This is a genomic window from Stenotrophomonas sp., from assembly GCF_031995405.1.
Classification (GTDB): domain Bacteria; phylum Pseudomonadota; class Gammaproteobacteria; order Xanthomonadales; family Xanthomonadaceae; genus Stenotrophomonas.
In genome coordinates, this window is record NZ_DAMAGC010000042.1 from 1 (window position 1) to 16,093 (window position 16,093).

General features: G+C 66.9%; 14 protein-coding genes. 1 reads left to right on the plus strand and 13 read right to left on the minus strand.

All coding sequences use genetic code 11. The features are described from left to right. Positions 1–361: 361 nt before the first annotated feature. The 13 genes from RTO53_RS09680 to RTO53_RS09740 form a co-directional block, all read right to left on the minus strand. A complete protein-coding gene (locus RTO53_RS09680; protein WP_312237591.1) occupies positions 362–1,021 on the minus strand; it encodes a ribonuclease HII in 660 nt (219 codons plus the stop codon). Continuing rightward, positions 1,018–2,298 carry a lipid-A-disaccharide synthase gene (gene lpxB / locus RTO53_RS09685; RefSeq protein ID WP_312237592.1) on the minus strand — a complete coding sequence of 427 codons (1,281 nt, stop codon included), beginning with the start codon at positions 2,296–2,298 and terminating at the stop codon, positions 1,018–1,020. The genes RTO53_RS09680 and lpxB overlap by 4 nt, the downstream gene beginning before the upstream one ends. Further along, positions 2,295–3,086, minus strand: a complete 792-nt coding sequence (lpxA, locus tag RTO53_RS09690; protein WP_312237593.1) for an acyl-ACP--UDP-N-acetylglucosamine O-acyltransferase — start codon at positions 3,084–3,086, stop codon at positions 2,295–2,297. The genes lpxB and lpxA overlap by 4 nt, the downstream gene beginning before the upstream one ends. Positions 3,087–3,105: 19 nt before the next feature. After that, complete coding sequence (fabZ, locus tag RTO53_RS09695; protein ID WP_312237594.1) at positions 3,106–3,561, minus strand: 3-hydroxyacyl-ACP dehydratase FabZ; 456 nt, start codon at positions 3,559–3,561, stop codon at positions 3,106–3,108. Beyond that, entirely contained in the window at positions 3,558–4,580 is a 1,023-nt protein-coding gene (gene lpxD / locus RTO53_RS09700; RefSeq protein ID WP_312237595.1) for a UDP-3-O-(3-hydroxymyristoyl)glucosamine N-acyltransferase, read from the minus strand. The genes fabZ and lpxD overlap by 4 nt, the downstream gene beginning before the upstream one ends. A gap of 523 nt (positions 4,581–5,103) precedes the next feature. Continuing rightward, positions 5,104–7,527 (minus strand): outer membrane protein assembly factor BamA, encoded by a 2,424-nt coding sequence (gene bamA, locus RTO53_RS09705; RefSeq protein WP_312237596.1) that lies wholly within the window; start codon positions 7,525–7,527, stop codon positions 5,104–5,106. A 73-nt stretch (positions 7,528–7,600) separates the two neighbouring features. Continuing rightward, positions 7,601–8,959 carry an RIP metalloprotease RseP gene (gene rseP / locus RTO53_RS09710; protein WP_312237597.1) on the minus strand — a complete coding sequence of 453 codons (1,359 nt, stop codon included), beginning with the start codon at positions 8,957–8,959 and terminating at the stop codon, positions 7,601–7,603. Positions 8,960–8,993: 34 nt separating this feature from the next. After that, the gene (gene dxr, locus RTO53_RS09715; protein WP_312237598.1) at positions 8,994–10,184 is read right to left on the minus strand and encodes a 1-deoxy-D-xylulose-5-phosphate reductoisomerase; all 1,191 of its coding nucleotides are present in this window, start codon (positions 10,182–10,184) and stop codon (positions 8,994–8,996) included. A gap of 2 nt (positions 10,185–10,186) precedes the next feature. Then, on the minus strand, positions 10,187–11,011 hold the full coding sequence (locus RTO53_RS09720) for a phosphatidate cytidylyltransferase (protein WP_312237599.1): 825 nt from the start codon (positions 11,009–11,011) through the stop codon (positions 10,187–10,189). After that, positions 11,008–11,778, minus strand: a complete 771-nt coding sequence (uppS, locus tag RTO53_RS09725) for a polyprenyl diphosphate synthase (RefSeq protein WP_312237600.1) — start codon at positions 11,776–11,778, stop codon at positions 11,008–11,010. The genes RTO53_RS09720 and uppS overlap by 4 nt, the downstream gene beginning before the upstream one ends. A gap of 6 nt (positions 11,779–11,784) precedes the next feature. Further along, positions 11,785–12,342 (minus strand): ribosome recycling factor, encoded by a 558-nt coding sequence (gene frr / locus RTO53_RS09730; protein WP_312237601.1) that lies wholly within the window; start codon positions 12,340–12,342, stop codon positions 11,785–11,787. Between the two features lie 113 nt (positions 12,343–12,455). Further along, complete coding sequence (pyrH, locus tag RTO53_RS09735) at positions 12,456–13,187, minus strand: UMP kinase (RefSeq protein ID WP_256776803.1); 732 nt, start codon at positions 13,185–13,187, stop codon at positions 12,456–12,458. Positions 13,188–13,311: 124 nt separating this feature from the next. Further along, positions 13,312–14,811 (minus strand): GGDEF domain-containing protein, encoded by a 1,500-nt coding sequence (locus RTO53_RS09740; protein WP_312237602.1) that lies wholly within the window; start codon positions 14,809–14,811, stop codon positions 13,312–13,314. A 238-nt stretch (positions 14,812–15,049) separates the two neighbouring features. On the opposite strand from RTO53_RS09740, the gene RTO53_RS09745 reads away from it, so the two are divergent. Continuing rightward, positions 15,050–15,745 carry an AIM24 family protein gene (locus RTO53_RS09745; protein WP_312237616.1) on the plus strand — a complete coding sequence of 232 codons (696 nt, stop codon included), beginning with the start codon at positions 15,050–15,052 and terminating at the stop codon, positions 15,743–15,745. The last annotated feature ends 348 nt before the right edge of the window (positions 15,746–16,093 follow it).

Consider the following 16,093-nt stretch of genomic DNA (forward strand, 5'->3'; position numbering starts at 1 on the left):
CCGAGCATGGCTCGGCACTACCCTCTCCTCTCCCATTGCGGCGTGTTTGACCTTCCTGCATCCGACCCACCTAACGCCCAAGCCTCTGCTCCTGCTCCGGCTCCGGCTCCGGCTCCTGCTCCTGCTTCGGCTCCTGCTTCGGCTCCGGCTTCGCTTATCCCATGCACACCGGAAAACTATCGGGGGGTGGCGGGGGCAGGGTCGCGGGACCGTGTGTTGCCATGGATGGCAACACCGAGCCCCCATGGATGGGTTCACGGCGTGTCCCGCCAACCCACCCGCACCGCCCTGCACCGCAAGCTGCCAGCGCACCGCTCTGGCTTCAAAGCTTCAAAGCTTTAAAGCTTTAAAAGAAAACCAATCACCCCACCACCGCCACCGCATCGTCAAAACACGCGCGGACCGGGGCGAAACTACGGCGGTGCTGTGGACAGGGACCGTGCGAACGCAACGCCGCCAGATGCGCCGGCGTCCCGTAGCCCTTGTGCTGGTCGAACCCGTACTCGGGATGCTGCTCGTGCAGCGACAGCATGAAACGATCGCGGCTCACCTTGGCCAGGATCGAGGCGGCCATGATCGCCCGGTCCAGCCCGTCGCCGCCGACCAGCGCCTGCGCCGGGCACGGCAGGCCCTTGGGCACCACGTTGCCGTCGATGCGCGCGAACTGCGCCACGTGCGCCACCCCTTCCACCGCGCGCCGCATGCCCAGCATCGTCGCCTGGTAGATGTTCAGCGCATCGATCTCGCCCACCTCCACCATCACCACGTGGAAGGCCAGCGCGCGGTCCAGGATCCTGTCGAACAACTGATCGCGTCGCGCGGCAGTCAACTGCTTGGAATCGTCCAGCCCGTTCAGACGCGGGCGATTCGGACAGAACACCACCGCCGCTACGGCCACCGGCCCGGCCAGCGGGCCGCGCCCGGCTTCGTCCACGCCGGCCATGTAACGTGGGGCCACCGTCGCCAGCGCCGCCCCGTCGAACAGGGCCAGCGACGCGGCCGCCGCGTGCCGTCGGCTCATGCCGCCCCCCCGCCCGCCGTGTGCTTGCCCAGCATATCGGCTAAAGCATCGGCTGCGCGGGCCGAGGCATCCTGGCGCAACTGCAGGTGCAGCTGCCGGTACGTGTCCTGCAGGTCGATCGCGCGCTGCGGATGGTCGAACCACTGCAGGATCGCCGCTGCCAGCTTGTCCGGCGTGCAGTCGTGCTGGATCAGCTCCGGTGCCAGATCCTTGCCCGCCAGAATGTTGGGCAGGGCGAAACGATCCACCTTGATCAGCCCCAGCGCCTTCACGATCCGGTAGGTCAGCTCCGCCACGCGGTAGCCGACCACCATCGGGCGCTTCACCAGCATCGTCTCCAGCGTCGCCGTGCCCGAGGCCAGCACCACCACGTCGGCGGCGATCATCGCGTTGCGCGCGTCGCCATCGAGCAGGTGTGAATAGGCCACCGGCAACGCCGAGCGTGACAGCTGCTCGCTGATCAGCTGGCGGCAGGCCGGATTGGCCGCCGGTACCACCACATGCAGGCCGGGAATGCGTTCGGACACCTGCCAGGCAGCCTCGAAGAACGCCTCGCCCAGTTTGCCGATTTCACCCAGCCGGCTGCCCGGCAGCACCGCCAGCACCTTCGCGTTGGACGGCAGGCCCAACGCCATGCGCGCCTCGTCGCGATCACTGTGCAGCGGAATATCGTCGGCCATCGGATGCCCGACGAAGCGCGCATCGATGCCGTGGCGTGCGTAGATCGGGGGCTCCATCGGGAACAGGCACAGCACCAGGTCGGCGCTGGCCCCGATCTTCTCCGCACGCTTCTCGCGCCACGCCCACACCGAGGGGCTCACGTAATGCACCGTGGTGATGCCGCGTTCCTTCAGCCAACGCTCCACGCCCAGGTTGAAGTCGGGCGCATCGATGCCGATGAACACGTCCGGCTGCCATTCCAGCGCGCGCGTACGGAACTGGCCGCGCAGCTTCAGCAGGCGCGGCAGGTGGCGCAGGATTTCGGTCAGGCCCATCACCGCCAGTTCGCTGGCATCGAACCAGGTCTGGCAGCCGGCATTCCGCATCGCGTCGCCACCGATCCCGGCGAACTCGGCGTTGGGGAAGCGTGCCTTCAACTCACGCACCAGACCGGCACCCAACAGATCGCCGGAGGCCTCGCCGGCGACCAGTGCGATCCGCACCGGCCGGGGGGAGGCGTGCGCCTGGTTGGCTTGCCCGAGCGCATCGACGACCGTCGCCAGCTCGATGATCTGCGCGGTCGTGCCGGCTGGGAGGTGCCCGCCCGGAGCCGTCATCGCAGCAGCGGCCTCTCGGCGTGCTCGATGAAGTCCAGCAGGTCCTTGACGTCGGCGCTGTGCTCGGCCTGTTCGGCCAGCTGCACCTTGGCCTCGGCCAGCGGCAGACCGGCCACGTACAGGGTACGGTAGGCGCGCTTGATGCTGGCGATGCGCTCGGCATCGAAGCCGCGACGCTTGAGGCCTTCACTGTTGATCCCGCGCGGGCGACCCAGCGAGTCGCTGCCGACCATGGTGAAGGGCGGCACGTCGCCATTGGTCAGCGCGCCCATGCCCAGGAAGGCATGCGCGCCGATCCGGCAGAACTGGTGCGCACCGGCGAAGCCGCTGATGATCACGTAGTCGCCGACGGTGACATGGCCGGCCAGCGTGGTGTTGTTGGAGAACACGCAATGGTTGCCGACGTGGCAGTCGTGGGCGACGTGCGTATAGGCCAGCATCCAGTTGTCGTCACCGACGGTGGTGATGCCGCCGCCCCCCTCGGTGCCGCGGTTGATGGTGACGAATTCGCGGATGACGTTGCCGTCGCCGATCACCATCCGGGTGCGTTCGCCCTTGTACTTCTTGTCCTGCGGCTCGCCACCGATGGCGGCGTGGCCGATGAAACGGTTGTCGCGACCGATCCGGGTCGGGCCGTGGATCGAGCAGTGCGGTCCCACTTCGGTGCCGGCGCCGATCTCGACGTCGGCGCCGATCAGGCAGAACGCACCGACGCGCACATCCGCAGCCAATCTCGCCGACGGATCGATGACCGCGGTGGGGTGGATGAGGGGAGCGTTGTCGTTCATTGCAGGTCTCCTGCCTGAGTCATTCGCGGGTGCCGGCGCACAGCACTTCGGCGCAGGCGACCACTTCGCCGTCGACTTTGGCCACGCAGTCGTACACCGCCATGTTGCGGATCACCCGCTTGATCTCCACGTGCATTTCCAGCACGTCGCCCGGCACCACCTGCTTGGTGAAGCGCGCCTTGTCCACCTTGACCATGTAGAACAGCTTGGACTGCGCGTCACGGCCCAGGGTCAACTGGGTCAGCACGCCGCCGGCCTGGGCCATGGCTTCGATGATCAACACGCCGGGCATGATCGGCTGGCCGGGGAAGTGACCCTGGAAGAACGGCTCGTTGATGCTGACGTTCTTGTTGGCGATGATCGTGCGCTTCTCGTAATCGATCGCGACAACCTTGTCGACCAGCAGGAACGGGTAGCGGTGGGGGATCAGTGCCTGGATCTGGGTGATGTCAGGCAGCTTCTGGTCGTGGCTCATTCCTTCTCCTTGCTCACAGACAGGATGCGACGGGCCAGGGCATCAAGCTGCTTGAAGCGCGCGGCGTTCTTGCGCCACGTGCGGTTGTCGGTCAACGGGGTACCGGACGAGTATTCGCCCGGCTCATGGATGGAGTTGCGCACCACCGACTTGCCGGTGATGACGACCTTGTCGCAGATTTCGAGGTGGCCAACGACGCCCACGTGCCCGCCCAGCAGGCAGTAACGGCCGATCTTGGCGCTGCCGGCGATGCCGGTGCAGCCGGCGATCGCCGAGTGGGAGCCGATCTGGACGTTGTGGGCGATCTGGACGAGGTTGTCCAGGCGCACGTCGTCGTCGAGCACGGTATCTTCCAGCGCGCCGCGATCGACGCAGGTGTTGGCCCCGATTTCGCAGTCGTTGCCGATGCGCACGCCGCCGAGCTGGGGCACCTTGATCCAGGCGCCCGCGTCCATGGCCAGGCCGAAGCCGTCGGCACCGAGCACGGCGCCAGGATGCACGCGCACGCGCTTGCCGAGCCTGACACGGGTGACCAGGGTGACGCGCGCGATCAGTTCGCAGCCGGTATCCAGGTGACAGTCTTCGCCGATGATGCTGCCGGCGCCGATGATGCAGTTCTCGCCGACGCTGCTGCCGGCGCCGATGCTGACGAACGGGCCGATGTGCGCGCTGGCGGCAACCTGGGCGCTGGGGTCGATGACGGCGCTGGGGTGGATGCCCGGCGGTCGCGCGGGGGCGATGTCGAACAGCGCCGCGATCTTGGCGAAGGTGGTGTACGGGTCCTTGGCAATCAGCGCGGTGCCGGGGGCGGCATCGGCATCCTCGGCGCGCAGCACGACGATCCCGGCCTGGCTGTCGGCCAGCTGGACGCGGTAGCGCGGGTTGGCGAGGAAAGTCAGCTGGCCGGGGCCGGCATGGGCAAGGGTGGCCACGCCATGGATGGCAGTGCTGCCATCGCCATGGACCTGCAGGCCAAACTGCTCGGCGAGTTGCTGGGCGGTGTAGGTAGGAGTATTCACGGCGGAAGTTTACCGTGTGGCGCCGGTTCGGTCATGCGGGGTGGGGTTTGGGGCCTGGTCGGTTTGCTGCGGCGTGGCGCCTGGGTTGCTGTCGCGCGGGTGCGTGTCGGGTAGCCCTGTGCAGGACGCGCCGTAAACCCATCCCTGGGGGCTCGTGGGCTGCATCCCTGCAGCCCAACGGTCCTGGCCAGGCCCACCCACGACGACCCTGACGGTTCAATGCCAGCGCGGACAGGTAGTGCCGGCCGCTGGCCGGCTCCCGTTGATCCCGGACATCCGCACCGAGAAAGGGTCGATATGCACCTCACGCGGTACCGAGTAACGATCACGCCCAGACCGACTCGGCGCCGATCATTTCCCACCCAAAAACGAAAACGCCGGGCAAAGCCCGGCGTCTCGTAGCGCATCTGGTGCAGAGCCCCCTTCTTGTTGAAGGGGGCGCGCCGACAGGCGCGGGGTCAAGGAGGCAGGACAGGCCCCAAGGTTTGCAACGCAAACCTTGGGTACGTTTGGTGGTCAATTCTTAGAATTGGCCGCCAAACGTAAATTGCAGGCGCTCGATCTCGTCGCCGTCTTCCTTCTTCAGCGGGAAGGCGTAGCTGATCGAAATCGGACCGACCGGGGCGCGCCACAGCAGGGCCACACCGGTGGACACGCGCAGCTCGTTGGCCTTGAAGTTGTCCACGCCGTTGTAGACGTTGCCGAAGTCGACGAAGGCCGAGATGCGCGCCGACGGGCTGTCGAACAGACGCGGGAAATACGCTTCCACCGAGCCGACCGTCTTCAGCGAGCCACCCAGCGGCTGGCCGCGGTTGTAGCTGGCGGTCGGTTCCGAACGCGGTCCCAGGGTGTTGTCTTCGAAGCCGCGCACCGAGTTGGTACCGCCGGCATAGAAGTTCTCGAAGAACGGCAGGCCGGTGGCGGTCACGGTTTTCACGTAATCGCTCGAGGCGCTGTTGCAGTTCACCGTCTGGGTCGGGTTCGGATTGGCCGTGGTGGGCGCGGTGTAGCAGATGTCGCGGCTGATGTCCTTGCCATAGCTGTCGCCGTAGCCGATCTCGGCGCGGGTGTTGATGACCAGGGACGGGATGATCGGCCAGTACTTGGAGAACTGGTAGTTCAGCTTGTAATACTCGACCGTCGAGCCGGGCAGGGTGGTTTCCAGGCCGACACGCTGGTAGGTACCACGCGTAGGCATGAAGTAGTCGTTGCGGGTATCCCGGGCCCAGCCCAGTTCACTGCGCCAGGAGTGGAACGTCTTGTGGCCGATGGCGTCGATGTAGTCGATGATCGACTGCGGGGTCGAACCCTGGTAGGTCGTGATCTGGTTGCTGTCGATACCGAACATCAACGAGACGGTGTCGTTCTCGGTGATCGGCACGCCGAACACCACCTGCGCCGCACCGTTGGTGCTGTTGTACTGCGCGGTGTTGAAGTCGGAGTAGTCCAGTTCGCGCCAGGACAGGTTGTAGCCCAGCGAGACGCCGTCGTCGGTGAAGTACGGGTTGGTGTAGCTGAAGCCATAGCGCTGCAGGTAGCTGCTGCGCGAGGCCTCGACCGACACGCGGTTGCCGCCGCCGAGGAAGTTGTTCTGCGACAGCTGCACCGAGGTGGTCATGCCGTAGGACTGCGAATAGCCCAGGCCGAACACGAAGCTGCCCGAGGTCGTTTCCTTGACGTTGTAGACCACGTCGACCTGGTCGTTGCTGCCGGTGACCGGCGGCGTTTCCACGTCGACCGACTCGAAGTAGCCCAGGCGCTGCAGACGGATCTTGGAACGATCGATGGCGGCCTGCGAGTACCAGCTGTTCTCGAACTGGCGCATTTCACGACGCAGCACTTCATCGGAGGTGCGGGTGTTGCCCTTGAAGATGATGCGACGCACCGACACGCGCGGGCCGGGGACGACCTGCATGTTGATCGCAACGGTCTGCTCGGCACGGTTGCTGGTCGGGATCGGGTTGACCTTGGCGAAGGCGTAGCCGATGTTGGACAGCGAATTGGTGATCGCATCGGAGCTGAATTCCAGCAGCGCGCGCGAGAACGTATCGCCGGACTTCTGGATCACCATGCGCTCGACATCGGCCTGCGGCAGGATGGTGTCGCCGGTGACCTTGATGTCGGAAATCTTGTACTGCTCACCCTCGGTCACGCCGGCGGTAATGAACATGTCGCGCTTGTCGGGACTGATCGAGACCTGGGTGGAGTCGATGCTGAAGTCCACGTAGCCGCGGTCCAGGTACCAGCCGTTGAGCTTTTCCAGGTCGCCGGACAGCTTTTCCTTGGAGTACTGGTCATCGCGGCGGTACCACGAGGCCCAGTTGTGCTCCTTGGATTCCCAGGTTTCCAGGATGTCCTTGGCGGCGAACTTCTCGGTGCCCACCAGGTTGACGTGCTGGATCTTGGCGGCCTTGCCTTCCTTGATCGCGATGGTGATGTCCACGCGATTGCGGTCCAGCGGGCTCACCGTCGGGGTGATGTCGACGTTGTATTTGCCACGGTCGTTGTACTGGCGGCGAAGTTCCTGGGTGACCCGGTCCAGGCTCAGGCGGTCGAAGGTGCCGCCCTCGGTCAGGCCGATGTCGCTCAGGCCCTTGAGCAGCTGGTCGCTCTTGATGTCCTTGTTGCCGGTGACGGTCAACTTGTTGATCGCCGGGCGTTCCTTGACCGTGACGACCAGGATGTTGCCCTGGCGGTCGATCTGGACGTCTTCGAAGAAGCCGGTCTTGTACAGGGCACGGATGCTCTCGCCGACCTTGCTGTCGGTCAGCGTCTCGCCACGTTCCACCGGCAGGTAGGTGAACACGGTACCGGAGGTGATGCGCTGCAGACCATCGACACGGATGTCGCTGACGGTGAAGGGCTCGGCTGCCTGGGCCAGGGCGGGCGCGCCGAAACCGGCGGCGAGTGCGAGGGCAAGCAGGCGGCGATTGGGGAGTCGCGTCATGTCACGTCCGGTTGGAGTCGAATGCAATGTTGCGGGATGCCGGCGCATAAGACGACGACAAAAGGGAAAAAGTTCATCGCAGCGGCAGGCTGAGGATGTCGTTGTAGAACGCCAATCCCATCAGCCCGGCCAGCAGCGCCAGGCCCACGTACTGCCCGGCGGCCATGGCACGCTCGCTAAGCGGGCTGCCCTTGACCAACTCAATAAGGTAATACAGCAGGTGCCCGCCGTCCAAGATGGGGATGGGCAGCAGGTTGATGATGCACAGGCTCAAGGACAGCAGGGCCAGGAAATACAGGAACCAGTCGGCCCCGCGCTGGGCCGAGACATTGGCCACCCGGGCAATGGTGACCGGGCCGGAAATGTTCTGCAGCGAGGCGTTGCCGGTCACGATGCGGCGCATCATGCCCAGCGAGTCGCCGGCCATCCGCGCGGTTTCACGCAACGCCACCGGCAGCGCGGCCAGCGGCCCGTACTGCAGCTTGGCGTCATAGACCGGGGCACTGGGCTGGGCAAAGCCGATCCCGATCTGCCAGACCGGCGCGCCCTGTGCATCCTTGCCCTGGCGCGGGGTCAGCTCCAGGGCCAGGCGCTCGCCGGCCCGCTGGACTTCGATCATGCCGGGGCCGCCGCGCTGGCCCAGCGCGCGGATCTGCGCCGCTACCTGGTCGGCCCCGTCGATGCGCTGGCCGTCGATGGCCACGATCAGGTCGCCGGGCATCACCACGCCCTGTGCGGCCGAATCGGGCAGGACCTTGTCCACCTGCGCCGGCTGCAGCGCCGACAGCCAGCCCACGCCGGCCAGCGACAGGACCTGGCGCTCGTTGAAGCCGGCCGGCAGCTGCGACAGCGGCAGGTTGCGGGTACGGGTCTGGTCCAGGCTGTCGAGCACCTCGACGCGGGCGTCGTGGCGGTCCATGGCCGCGGTGGTCAGTGCCATGCTGGCTTCACCGGCGGTGGCCACGGCGCGGCCGTCCACGCTCAGCACGCGGTCGCCTGCCTGCAGCCCGGCGGCCTGGGCCATGCCGGTGGTGCGGCCGATGGTGGCCGAATAGTCCTGGCGCCCGAGCACGAACATCGCCCAGAGCAGGGCGATGCACAGCAGCAGGTTGGCGATCGGGCCGGCGGCGACGATGGCGATGCGCTGCCAGACGGTCTTGTGGTTGAAGGCCTGCCCGCGCTCGTGCGGGTGTACCTCGACCTCGCGCTCGTCGAGCATCTTCACGTAGCCGCCGAGCGGAATCGCGGCGATCGCGAACTCGGTGCCGTCGCGGTTGCGGCGCATCCACAGCGGTCGGCCGAAGCCTACCGAGAAGCGCAGCACCTTCACCCCGCAGCGGCGGGCCACCCAGTAATGGCCGAACTCATGAAACGTCACCAGCACGCCAAGGCTGACGATCATCCACCAGACAGATCCGATGAACTCACCCATGGTGAACAGTGCTGGAGGAAGGCGGGAAGGGCATTCAGGCGTGGTCGATGGCGGTCTGGGTGATCAGGCGGGCACGCTGGTCGGCGGCCAGCAGGACCTCAAGTGTATCGGCGGACTCGACCGACAGTGTTGAAAGAGCGTTAGCCACCAGCGCCGGAATGGCAAGGAAAGCGACCTGTCCCTGAAGAAACGCTGAAACCGCCACTTCGTTGGCGGCATTGAGGATGGCCGGGGCGGTGCCGCCGGCGGCCATCGCCTGCCAGGCCAGGCCCAGACAGGGGAAGGCGTCGTTGTCGGGCGCCTCGAAATCGAGCCGGCCCTGGGTCAGCAGATCCAGCCCGCCGACCCCGGAGTCGATGCGCTGCGGCCAGCCCAGGCCCACGGCCAGGGTGGTGCGCATGTCCGGCAGGCCCAGCTGGGCCAGGGTGGAACCGTCGATGAACTCGACCAGCGAGTGCACCAGGCTCTGCGGATGCACCAGCACCTCGATGCGCGCGCCGGGCACGTTGAACAGATGGTGGGCCTCGATGACTTCCAGGCCCTTGTTCATCAACGTCGCCGAGTCGACCGAGATCTTCGGGCCCATCGACCACTTCGGGTGGGCCACGGCCTGTGCCGGGGTGACCTCGGCCAGCTGCGCGCGGCTGCGGCCACGGAACGGGCCGCCCGAGGCGGTCAGCAGGATCCGGCGCACGCCGGCCCCGTCCAGGCTGGCATCGCGCGAGCGCAGGCACTGGAAGATCGCGCTGTGTTCGCTGTCGATGGGAATGATTTCGGCGCCGCCCGCGGCGGCCTGGCGCATCAGCAGCTCGCCGGCCAGCACCAGCGACTCCTTGTTGGCCAGCAGGATGCGCTTGCCCGCCGCGGCGGCGGCCAGGGTTGAGGACAGCCCGGCCGCGCCGACGATTGCCGCCACCAGGGTGTCGCACAGGTCGCTCGCGGCCAGAGTATCCAGCGCGGCCGCACCGGCGTGGGCCTGGGTGGCCAGGCCGGCGTCGCGCAGGCCATCGCGCAGCGCCGTGAACAGCGCCTCATCGGCGATCACGGCATGCGCGGGCCGATGCGCGGCGCATAGCGCGACCAGCGCCTGCACCTGGCGGCCGGCGGCCAGCACGGTGACCTGGTAGCGGTCGGGATGGCGCGCGATCACGTCCAGCGCGGATGCGCCGATCGAGCCGGTGGCGCCGAATACGGCGACCCGGCGAGGGCGGTTGACAGCATCCATCATCAGAATCCGAAGATTTCCTTGCCCAGCGCGAACACCGGCAGCGCGGCCAGCACGCCGTCGATGCGGTCGAGCACGCCGCCGTGGCCGGGAATGATGTGGCCGGAGTCCTTGGCGCCGGCATGGCGCTTGATCAGGCTTTCGTACAGATCGCCCAGCACCGAGGCGAACACGGTGACCACGGCAGTGACGATCAGGCCCACCACGTGGCTGCTGTCGATGCCGGCGAGCCAGCCGAAGCCCAGTGCCACGATCAGGCCGGCGACCATGCCGCCGCCCAGGCCTTCCCAGGTCTTGTTCGGGCTGATCCGCGGGGCCAGCTTGGTACGGCCGAAGGTGCGGCCGGCGAAGTAGGCGCCCGAATCGGCCGCCCACACCACCGCCAGCGCGGTGAGCAGCCACAGGTGGCCGTTCTCGCCGGTGGCGTGGATGAGCACCAGCGATGCCCACGCCGGGACGATGGCCAGGGTGCCGGCCAGCAGCTTGAGCGCACGCGCCGGGCTGCTCGGGCTGGCCCCGAAGGTGAAGAAGCGCAGCCACAGCAGCGCCATCAGCCACCAGCCGATGCCGACCAGCGCGGCGATCTGGTACAGCACCAGCGAGCCGTCGCCAGCCCACACCATCAGCACCATCAGCAGCAGGTTCAGGACCAGCAGCACGGTGCGGGCGAGGGTGTCGTCCACGTCGGCCAGCTTCAGCCATTCCCACAGTCCGATCAGGAACACGGCGGCGGCGGCGGCGGCCAGCCACTGGGTGGGCAGCATGAGGATGGCGAGGATGGCGACCGGCGCCATGATCAGCGCGGCGATGACTCGGGTTTTGGTCATGGGGTGGACGTCTCGGTGGCCAGGGCGGCGATCTGGGCGCTGGTCAGGCCGAAGCGGCGCTCACGTGCGGCGTAGGCGTCGAGCGCCTGCTGCAGGACGGCGGCGTCGAACTCGGGCCACAGCACGTCGGTGAACCACAGTTCGGTGTAGGCCAGCTGCCACAGCAGGAAATTGCTGATACGGGTGTCGCCGCCGGTGCGGATGAACAGGTCCGGCGGCGGCAGGTCGGCCAGGGCGACGCGGCTGGACAGCATCGTTTCGTCGATCTGTTCGGGCAGCAGGCGACCGGCCGCCACTTCGGCGGCCAGCTCGCGCGCGGCACGGGCGATGTCCTGGCGGCCGCCGTAGCTGGCGGCGATGCTCAGGGTCATCGCGCGGTTGTCGGCGGTGCGTTGTTCGGCCAGCTGCATGCGGCTCACCAGCCCGGCGCCGAAACGCTCGCGCTCGCCGATGAAGCGCACGCGCACGCCACGCCGATGCAGCTCGTCCACTTCGCGGTCGAGTGCATTGAGGAACAGTTTCATCAGCGCATCGACTTCCTCCTGCGGCCGGCCCCAGTTTTCACTGGAGAAGGCGAACAGGGTCAGCGCGGCGACGCCACGCTCCAGGCAGAAATCGATGGTGCGGTTGACCGCACGCGCGCCGGCGCGATGGCCGATCACGCGCGGACGGCGGCGCTTCTGCGCCCAGCGCCCGTTGCCATCCATGATGATGGCAACGTGGCGCGGGATCGGCGCAGCGGTGCTGGTGGTCGGGGCCTGGGACATGGGGGCTCAGACCGCCATCAGTTCCTTTTCTTTCTCTGCCACGACACTCTCGACGTCCTTGATGGACTTGTCGGTGAGCTTCTGGATGTCGTCTTCGCCGCGCTTCTTGTCGTCCTCGCTGATCGACTTGTCCTTGAGCAGCGTGGCGATCGCCTTGTTGGCGTCCTGGCGGATGTTGCGGATGGCGATCTTGGCGCCTTCGCCTTCCTTCTGCACCTGCTTGCCCAGCTCCTTGCGGCGCTCTTCGGTCGGCGGCGGCAGGTTCAGGCGGATGACGGTGCCGGCCACGTTCGGGGTCAGGCCGAGGTCGGAGGCGTAGATCGCCTTCTCGACGTCCTTGATCATGCCCTTGTCGAACAGGGTGATGACCAGCGAGTGGCCTTCGGAGACGCTGATCGAGGCCACCTGGTTGAGGGGGGTGTCGGTGCCGTAGGCCTTGACGGTGATGCGGTCCAGCAGGGCCGGGGAAGCACGGCCAGTGCGGATGGAGGTGAGGGTGTGCTTCAGAGCGTCGATGCTCTTTGCCATGCGCGTCTGCGCGTCCTGCTTGATTTCGTTGAGCATCGCCCGAATCCTGGATCTAACCGGTAATCGGGCGATTATAGGCGAATAAGGGGTCTGGCCGCCTTATCCACGCCGCCAGCGGCCGCTCCACGGGGGAGCGGCGCGTGCCTCGTTCAGGCAGCCTGGTCGCGGCCCTTGACCAGCGTACCGATGTTTTCGCCGTGCAGGATCTTCAGCAGTTCGCCCGGCTGGCCCATGTCGAACACGCGCAGCGGCAGGTCGCTGTCGCGTGCCAGGGCGAAGGCGGCGGTGTCCATCACCTCCAGGCCGCGACGGATCACTTCGTCGTAGGTCAGGCTGTCGAAGCGGACCGCATCGCTGTACTTGTTGGGGTCCTTGTCGTAGACGCCGTCGACCTTGGTCGCCTTGAGCAGCAGGTCCGCGCCGATTTCGATCGCGCGCAGGGCCGCGCCCGAGTCGGTGGTGAAGAACGGGCTGCCGACGCCGGCGGCGAAGATCACCAGGCGGCCCTTTTCCAGGTGGCGGATGGCGCGGCGGCGGATGTAGTCCTCGCACACATCGTTGATCTTGATGGCGCTCATCACCCGCGCCTTGGCGCCGAGCTTCTCCAGCGCGTCCTGCATGGCCAGCGCGTTGATCACGGTGGCGAGCATGCCCATCTGGTCGCCGGTCACCCGGTCCATGCCGCCGGCGGCCAGGCCCGCGCCGCGGAAGATGTTGCCGCCGCCGATCACCAGGGCCACTTCGGCGCCAGCCTGCTGGGCTTCGATCACTTCGCGGGCGAGGCGATTGATGACCTTCGGGTCGATGCCATAGTCCTCATCCCCCATCAGTGCCTCCCCGGAAACTTTCAGCAGGATGCGACGATAGGAAAGATTGGACATGGTGGCCTCTGGGTGCGTGGAAAACGCGCAAATTCTACTGGATGCGGGGCCCGTCCGTGGAGAAATCTTGCTGCACTGCGGCGCGGGTCGTATCCGGCCTGCGATGCCCCGTGGCCCGCCCGGCTCAGGCCGGGGCGGTTCCCGGAGAGCGAGCGATGACGCGGTTGCGGCCGAGGTTCTTGGAGCGGTAGAGCACGTCGTCGGCGGCCTTGAGCAGGTCCTGAACATCGGCAAAACGCTCGTAGCCGCCCTGGGTGGCCACGCCGGCGGAGAAGGTCACAAACAACGGCCCTTCGGCCACCTCGGCCATCGGGGTGTTGACGATGTTGGCCAGTACCCGGCGCACCACTTCCAGGGCGACCGGTTCGGTGGTGTTGGGCAGCAGGGCGATGAATTCCTCGCCGCCGAAGCGGGCCACGGTGTCACTGTTGCGCAGCTGTTCCTGCAGCTTGCCGGCGAAGGCACGCAGGACCTGGTCGCCCATCAGGTGGCCGTGGGCGTCGTTGATCTTCTTGAAATCGTCCAGGTCGATGAAGGCCACCGACAGCGGCCAGCCGTGGCGGGTGGCGCGCAGGAATTCCTGTTCCAGCACGGCCTCCAGCTGGCGGCGGTTGAGCACGCCGGTGAGCGCATCGCGGTGGGCCTGTTCGGCCAGCCGGTTGGCCCGCGCCTCGAACTCATCGGCACGCTGCCGGGCCATGGCCGCGTCCTGCATCTCGCGCAGGTTGCGCAGGGTGGCCAGTTCCTGGGCGTGGTCGATCAGCTGCTGCACGCGCGAGGGTGAAAACAGGGTGGTTTCAAACAGGGCGCTGATATCGGGCAGGGCTTCGCCGATGCGGGCCAGGACCTGGTCGAACTGGGCGCTGTCCAGCTGCAGCCGCTCGTTGACCAGCTGCAGGGCGTGTTCGCGGGCGGCATCGGCATCGCTGCTGAGCCAGATGTCGGCCACGGCGCCGGACAAGGCAACGCAGGTCTGGAAGTTGTCCTCGGCGTCGGCCGGCGATTCGCTGCGGGCGATGCTGTCCACCAGGTAGCGGGGCAGCTGCCACTGGTCGGCCATCCAGGCGCCGACCTCGGCGTGGCTGGACTGCAGGTGCTCGCGCTCCAGCGCGACCAGGGCGTCATTGTCCCTGGCCTGGCGCAGCAGCGGCAGGTAGGTGTCCGGCTGCGACTGGGCCAGCACGAGGATGCCTAGGTCCTGCAGCAGCCCGGCCAGCATCAGCTCTTCGGCCTTGCGCAGGCCGCGGGCCTGGCCGAGCAGGCTGGCCGCCAGTGCACTGAGGATGCTGCGCCGCCACGCGCGCTCGCGCAGGTCCTGGCCTTGCCCGGGGCTGGTCAGGCCCTGGGTGACGGTGAAGCCCAGGGCGAGGCTGACGGTGGCATTCAGGCCCAGCATGGTCAGCGCCTGGCCGAGGTTTTCGATGCGTCGGCGGCTGGCATACAGCGGGGAATTGGCGATGCGCAGCATGCGCGCGCTCAGCGCCATGTCGATGGCGATGATGTCGGCGGCGGTGGTGATGTCCGCTTCCGGGTCCTGGGCCAGCTCGATGATGCGCAGGGCAATACCGGGCGGCGAGGGCAGGTTGCGGCAGAGCGCCAGGGCGGCTGTCAGCTCGGGAGGCATGGCGGGGCTATTGGTGTGTTGTGGCAAGAATACATGGAGTCCGTCACAGATTTGAGCGTTGAATCTTGCGTTGGTTTTTCAATTGGCGTGGGCGGCATCGTGGCGGATGCGCCATGCGCTGCAAAACCAATGGGCAGATCGCGGCGGGCGTGTTCGTCGCGCCCTTGGTAACACATTCACCGGCGGAGGGGGAGGTCCGTTACCATTCGCGCTCTCAAACACAAGGATGACGCAACAGATGGCCGTCAAGTCGCTGCATGAGTTTCTGTCCACCACCCGGGAAAAGGATGTCAGTGCCGATGCGTTCGAGCTGGAAAGCCCGCACATGCTGGAGGTGCGCGTCGATGGGATGGTGTGGGCGAAGGCCGGTTCGATGGTGGCCCGCAAGGGCGGGGTGAAGTTCACCCGTCAGGGGCTGCTGGAGCAGGGTCTGGGGACGCTGCTGAAGAAGATGGTGACGGGCGAGGGCCTGCAGTTGATGAAGGTGGAGGGGCAGGGCCGTGTGTACCTGGCCGATGCGGGCAAGCAGGTGACGCTGGTGCGGCTGGCGGGGGAGTCGATTTTCGTCAACGGCAACGATGTGCTGGCCTTCGAGACCGGGATCGAGTCGAAGATCACGATGATGAAGAAGGTGGCAGGGATGCTGTCCGGTGGGCTGTTCAACATCAAGTTGAGCGGTCACGGGATCGTGGCGATGACGTCGCACTACGAGCCGATGACGTTGCCGGTGACCGCGCAGGGCGGTCCGGTGTTCACCGATCCGAACGCGACGGTGGCCTGGTCGGGGTCGCTGGTGCCGGAGATCGTGGCGGATATTTCGCTGGGGACGCTGGTGGGGCGTGGTTCGGGCGAGACGCTGCAGATGCGTTTTGCGGGTGAGGGCTGGGTGGTTGTGCAGCCGTATGAGGAGGTTACGTTCCAGGCCAAGGGCTAAGGGCTAAGGGCCAAGGCTTGAGGGATCGGGGTGGGGTGGGCGCTGGCGCGCTGGCTTTTTTTTGCGGCAAGGGCGACAGCTACAGGCACGGCCACGGCCACAGCCACGGCCACAGCGGCGCTGCGGTGCTGCGGGTTGGGTCGGTGCGGGTGGGTTGGCGGGACACGCCGTGAACCCATCCATGGGGGCTCGTGGGCCGCATCCATGCGGCCCAACGGTCCCGCCAACCCACCCACGCCGACCCCCGACAGAGGGTCGGTGCGCTTGGTGAAGGCGGTAGAGCCACGCCATGCGTGGCTGCTTTTCGATCCCGCGTTGCGGTGCAGCCACCCGTGGGGTGGCTCTACC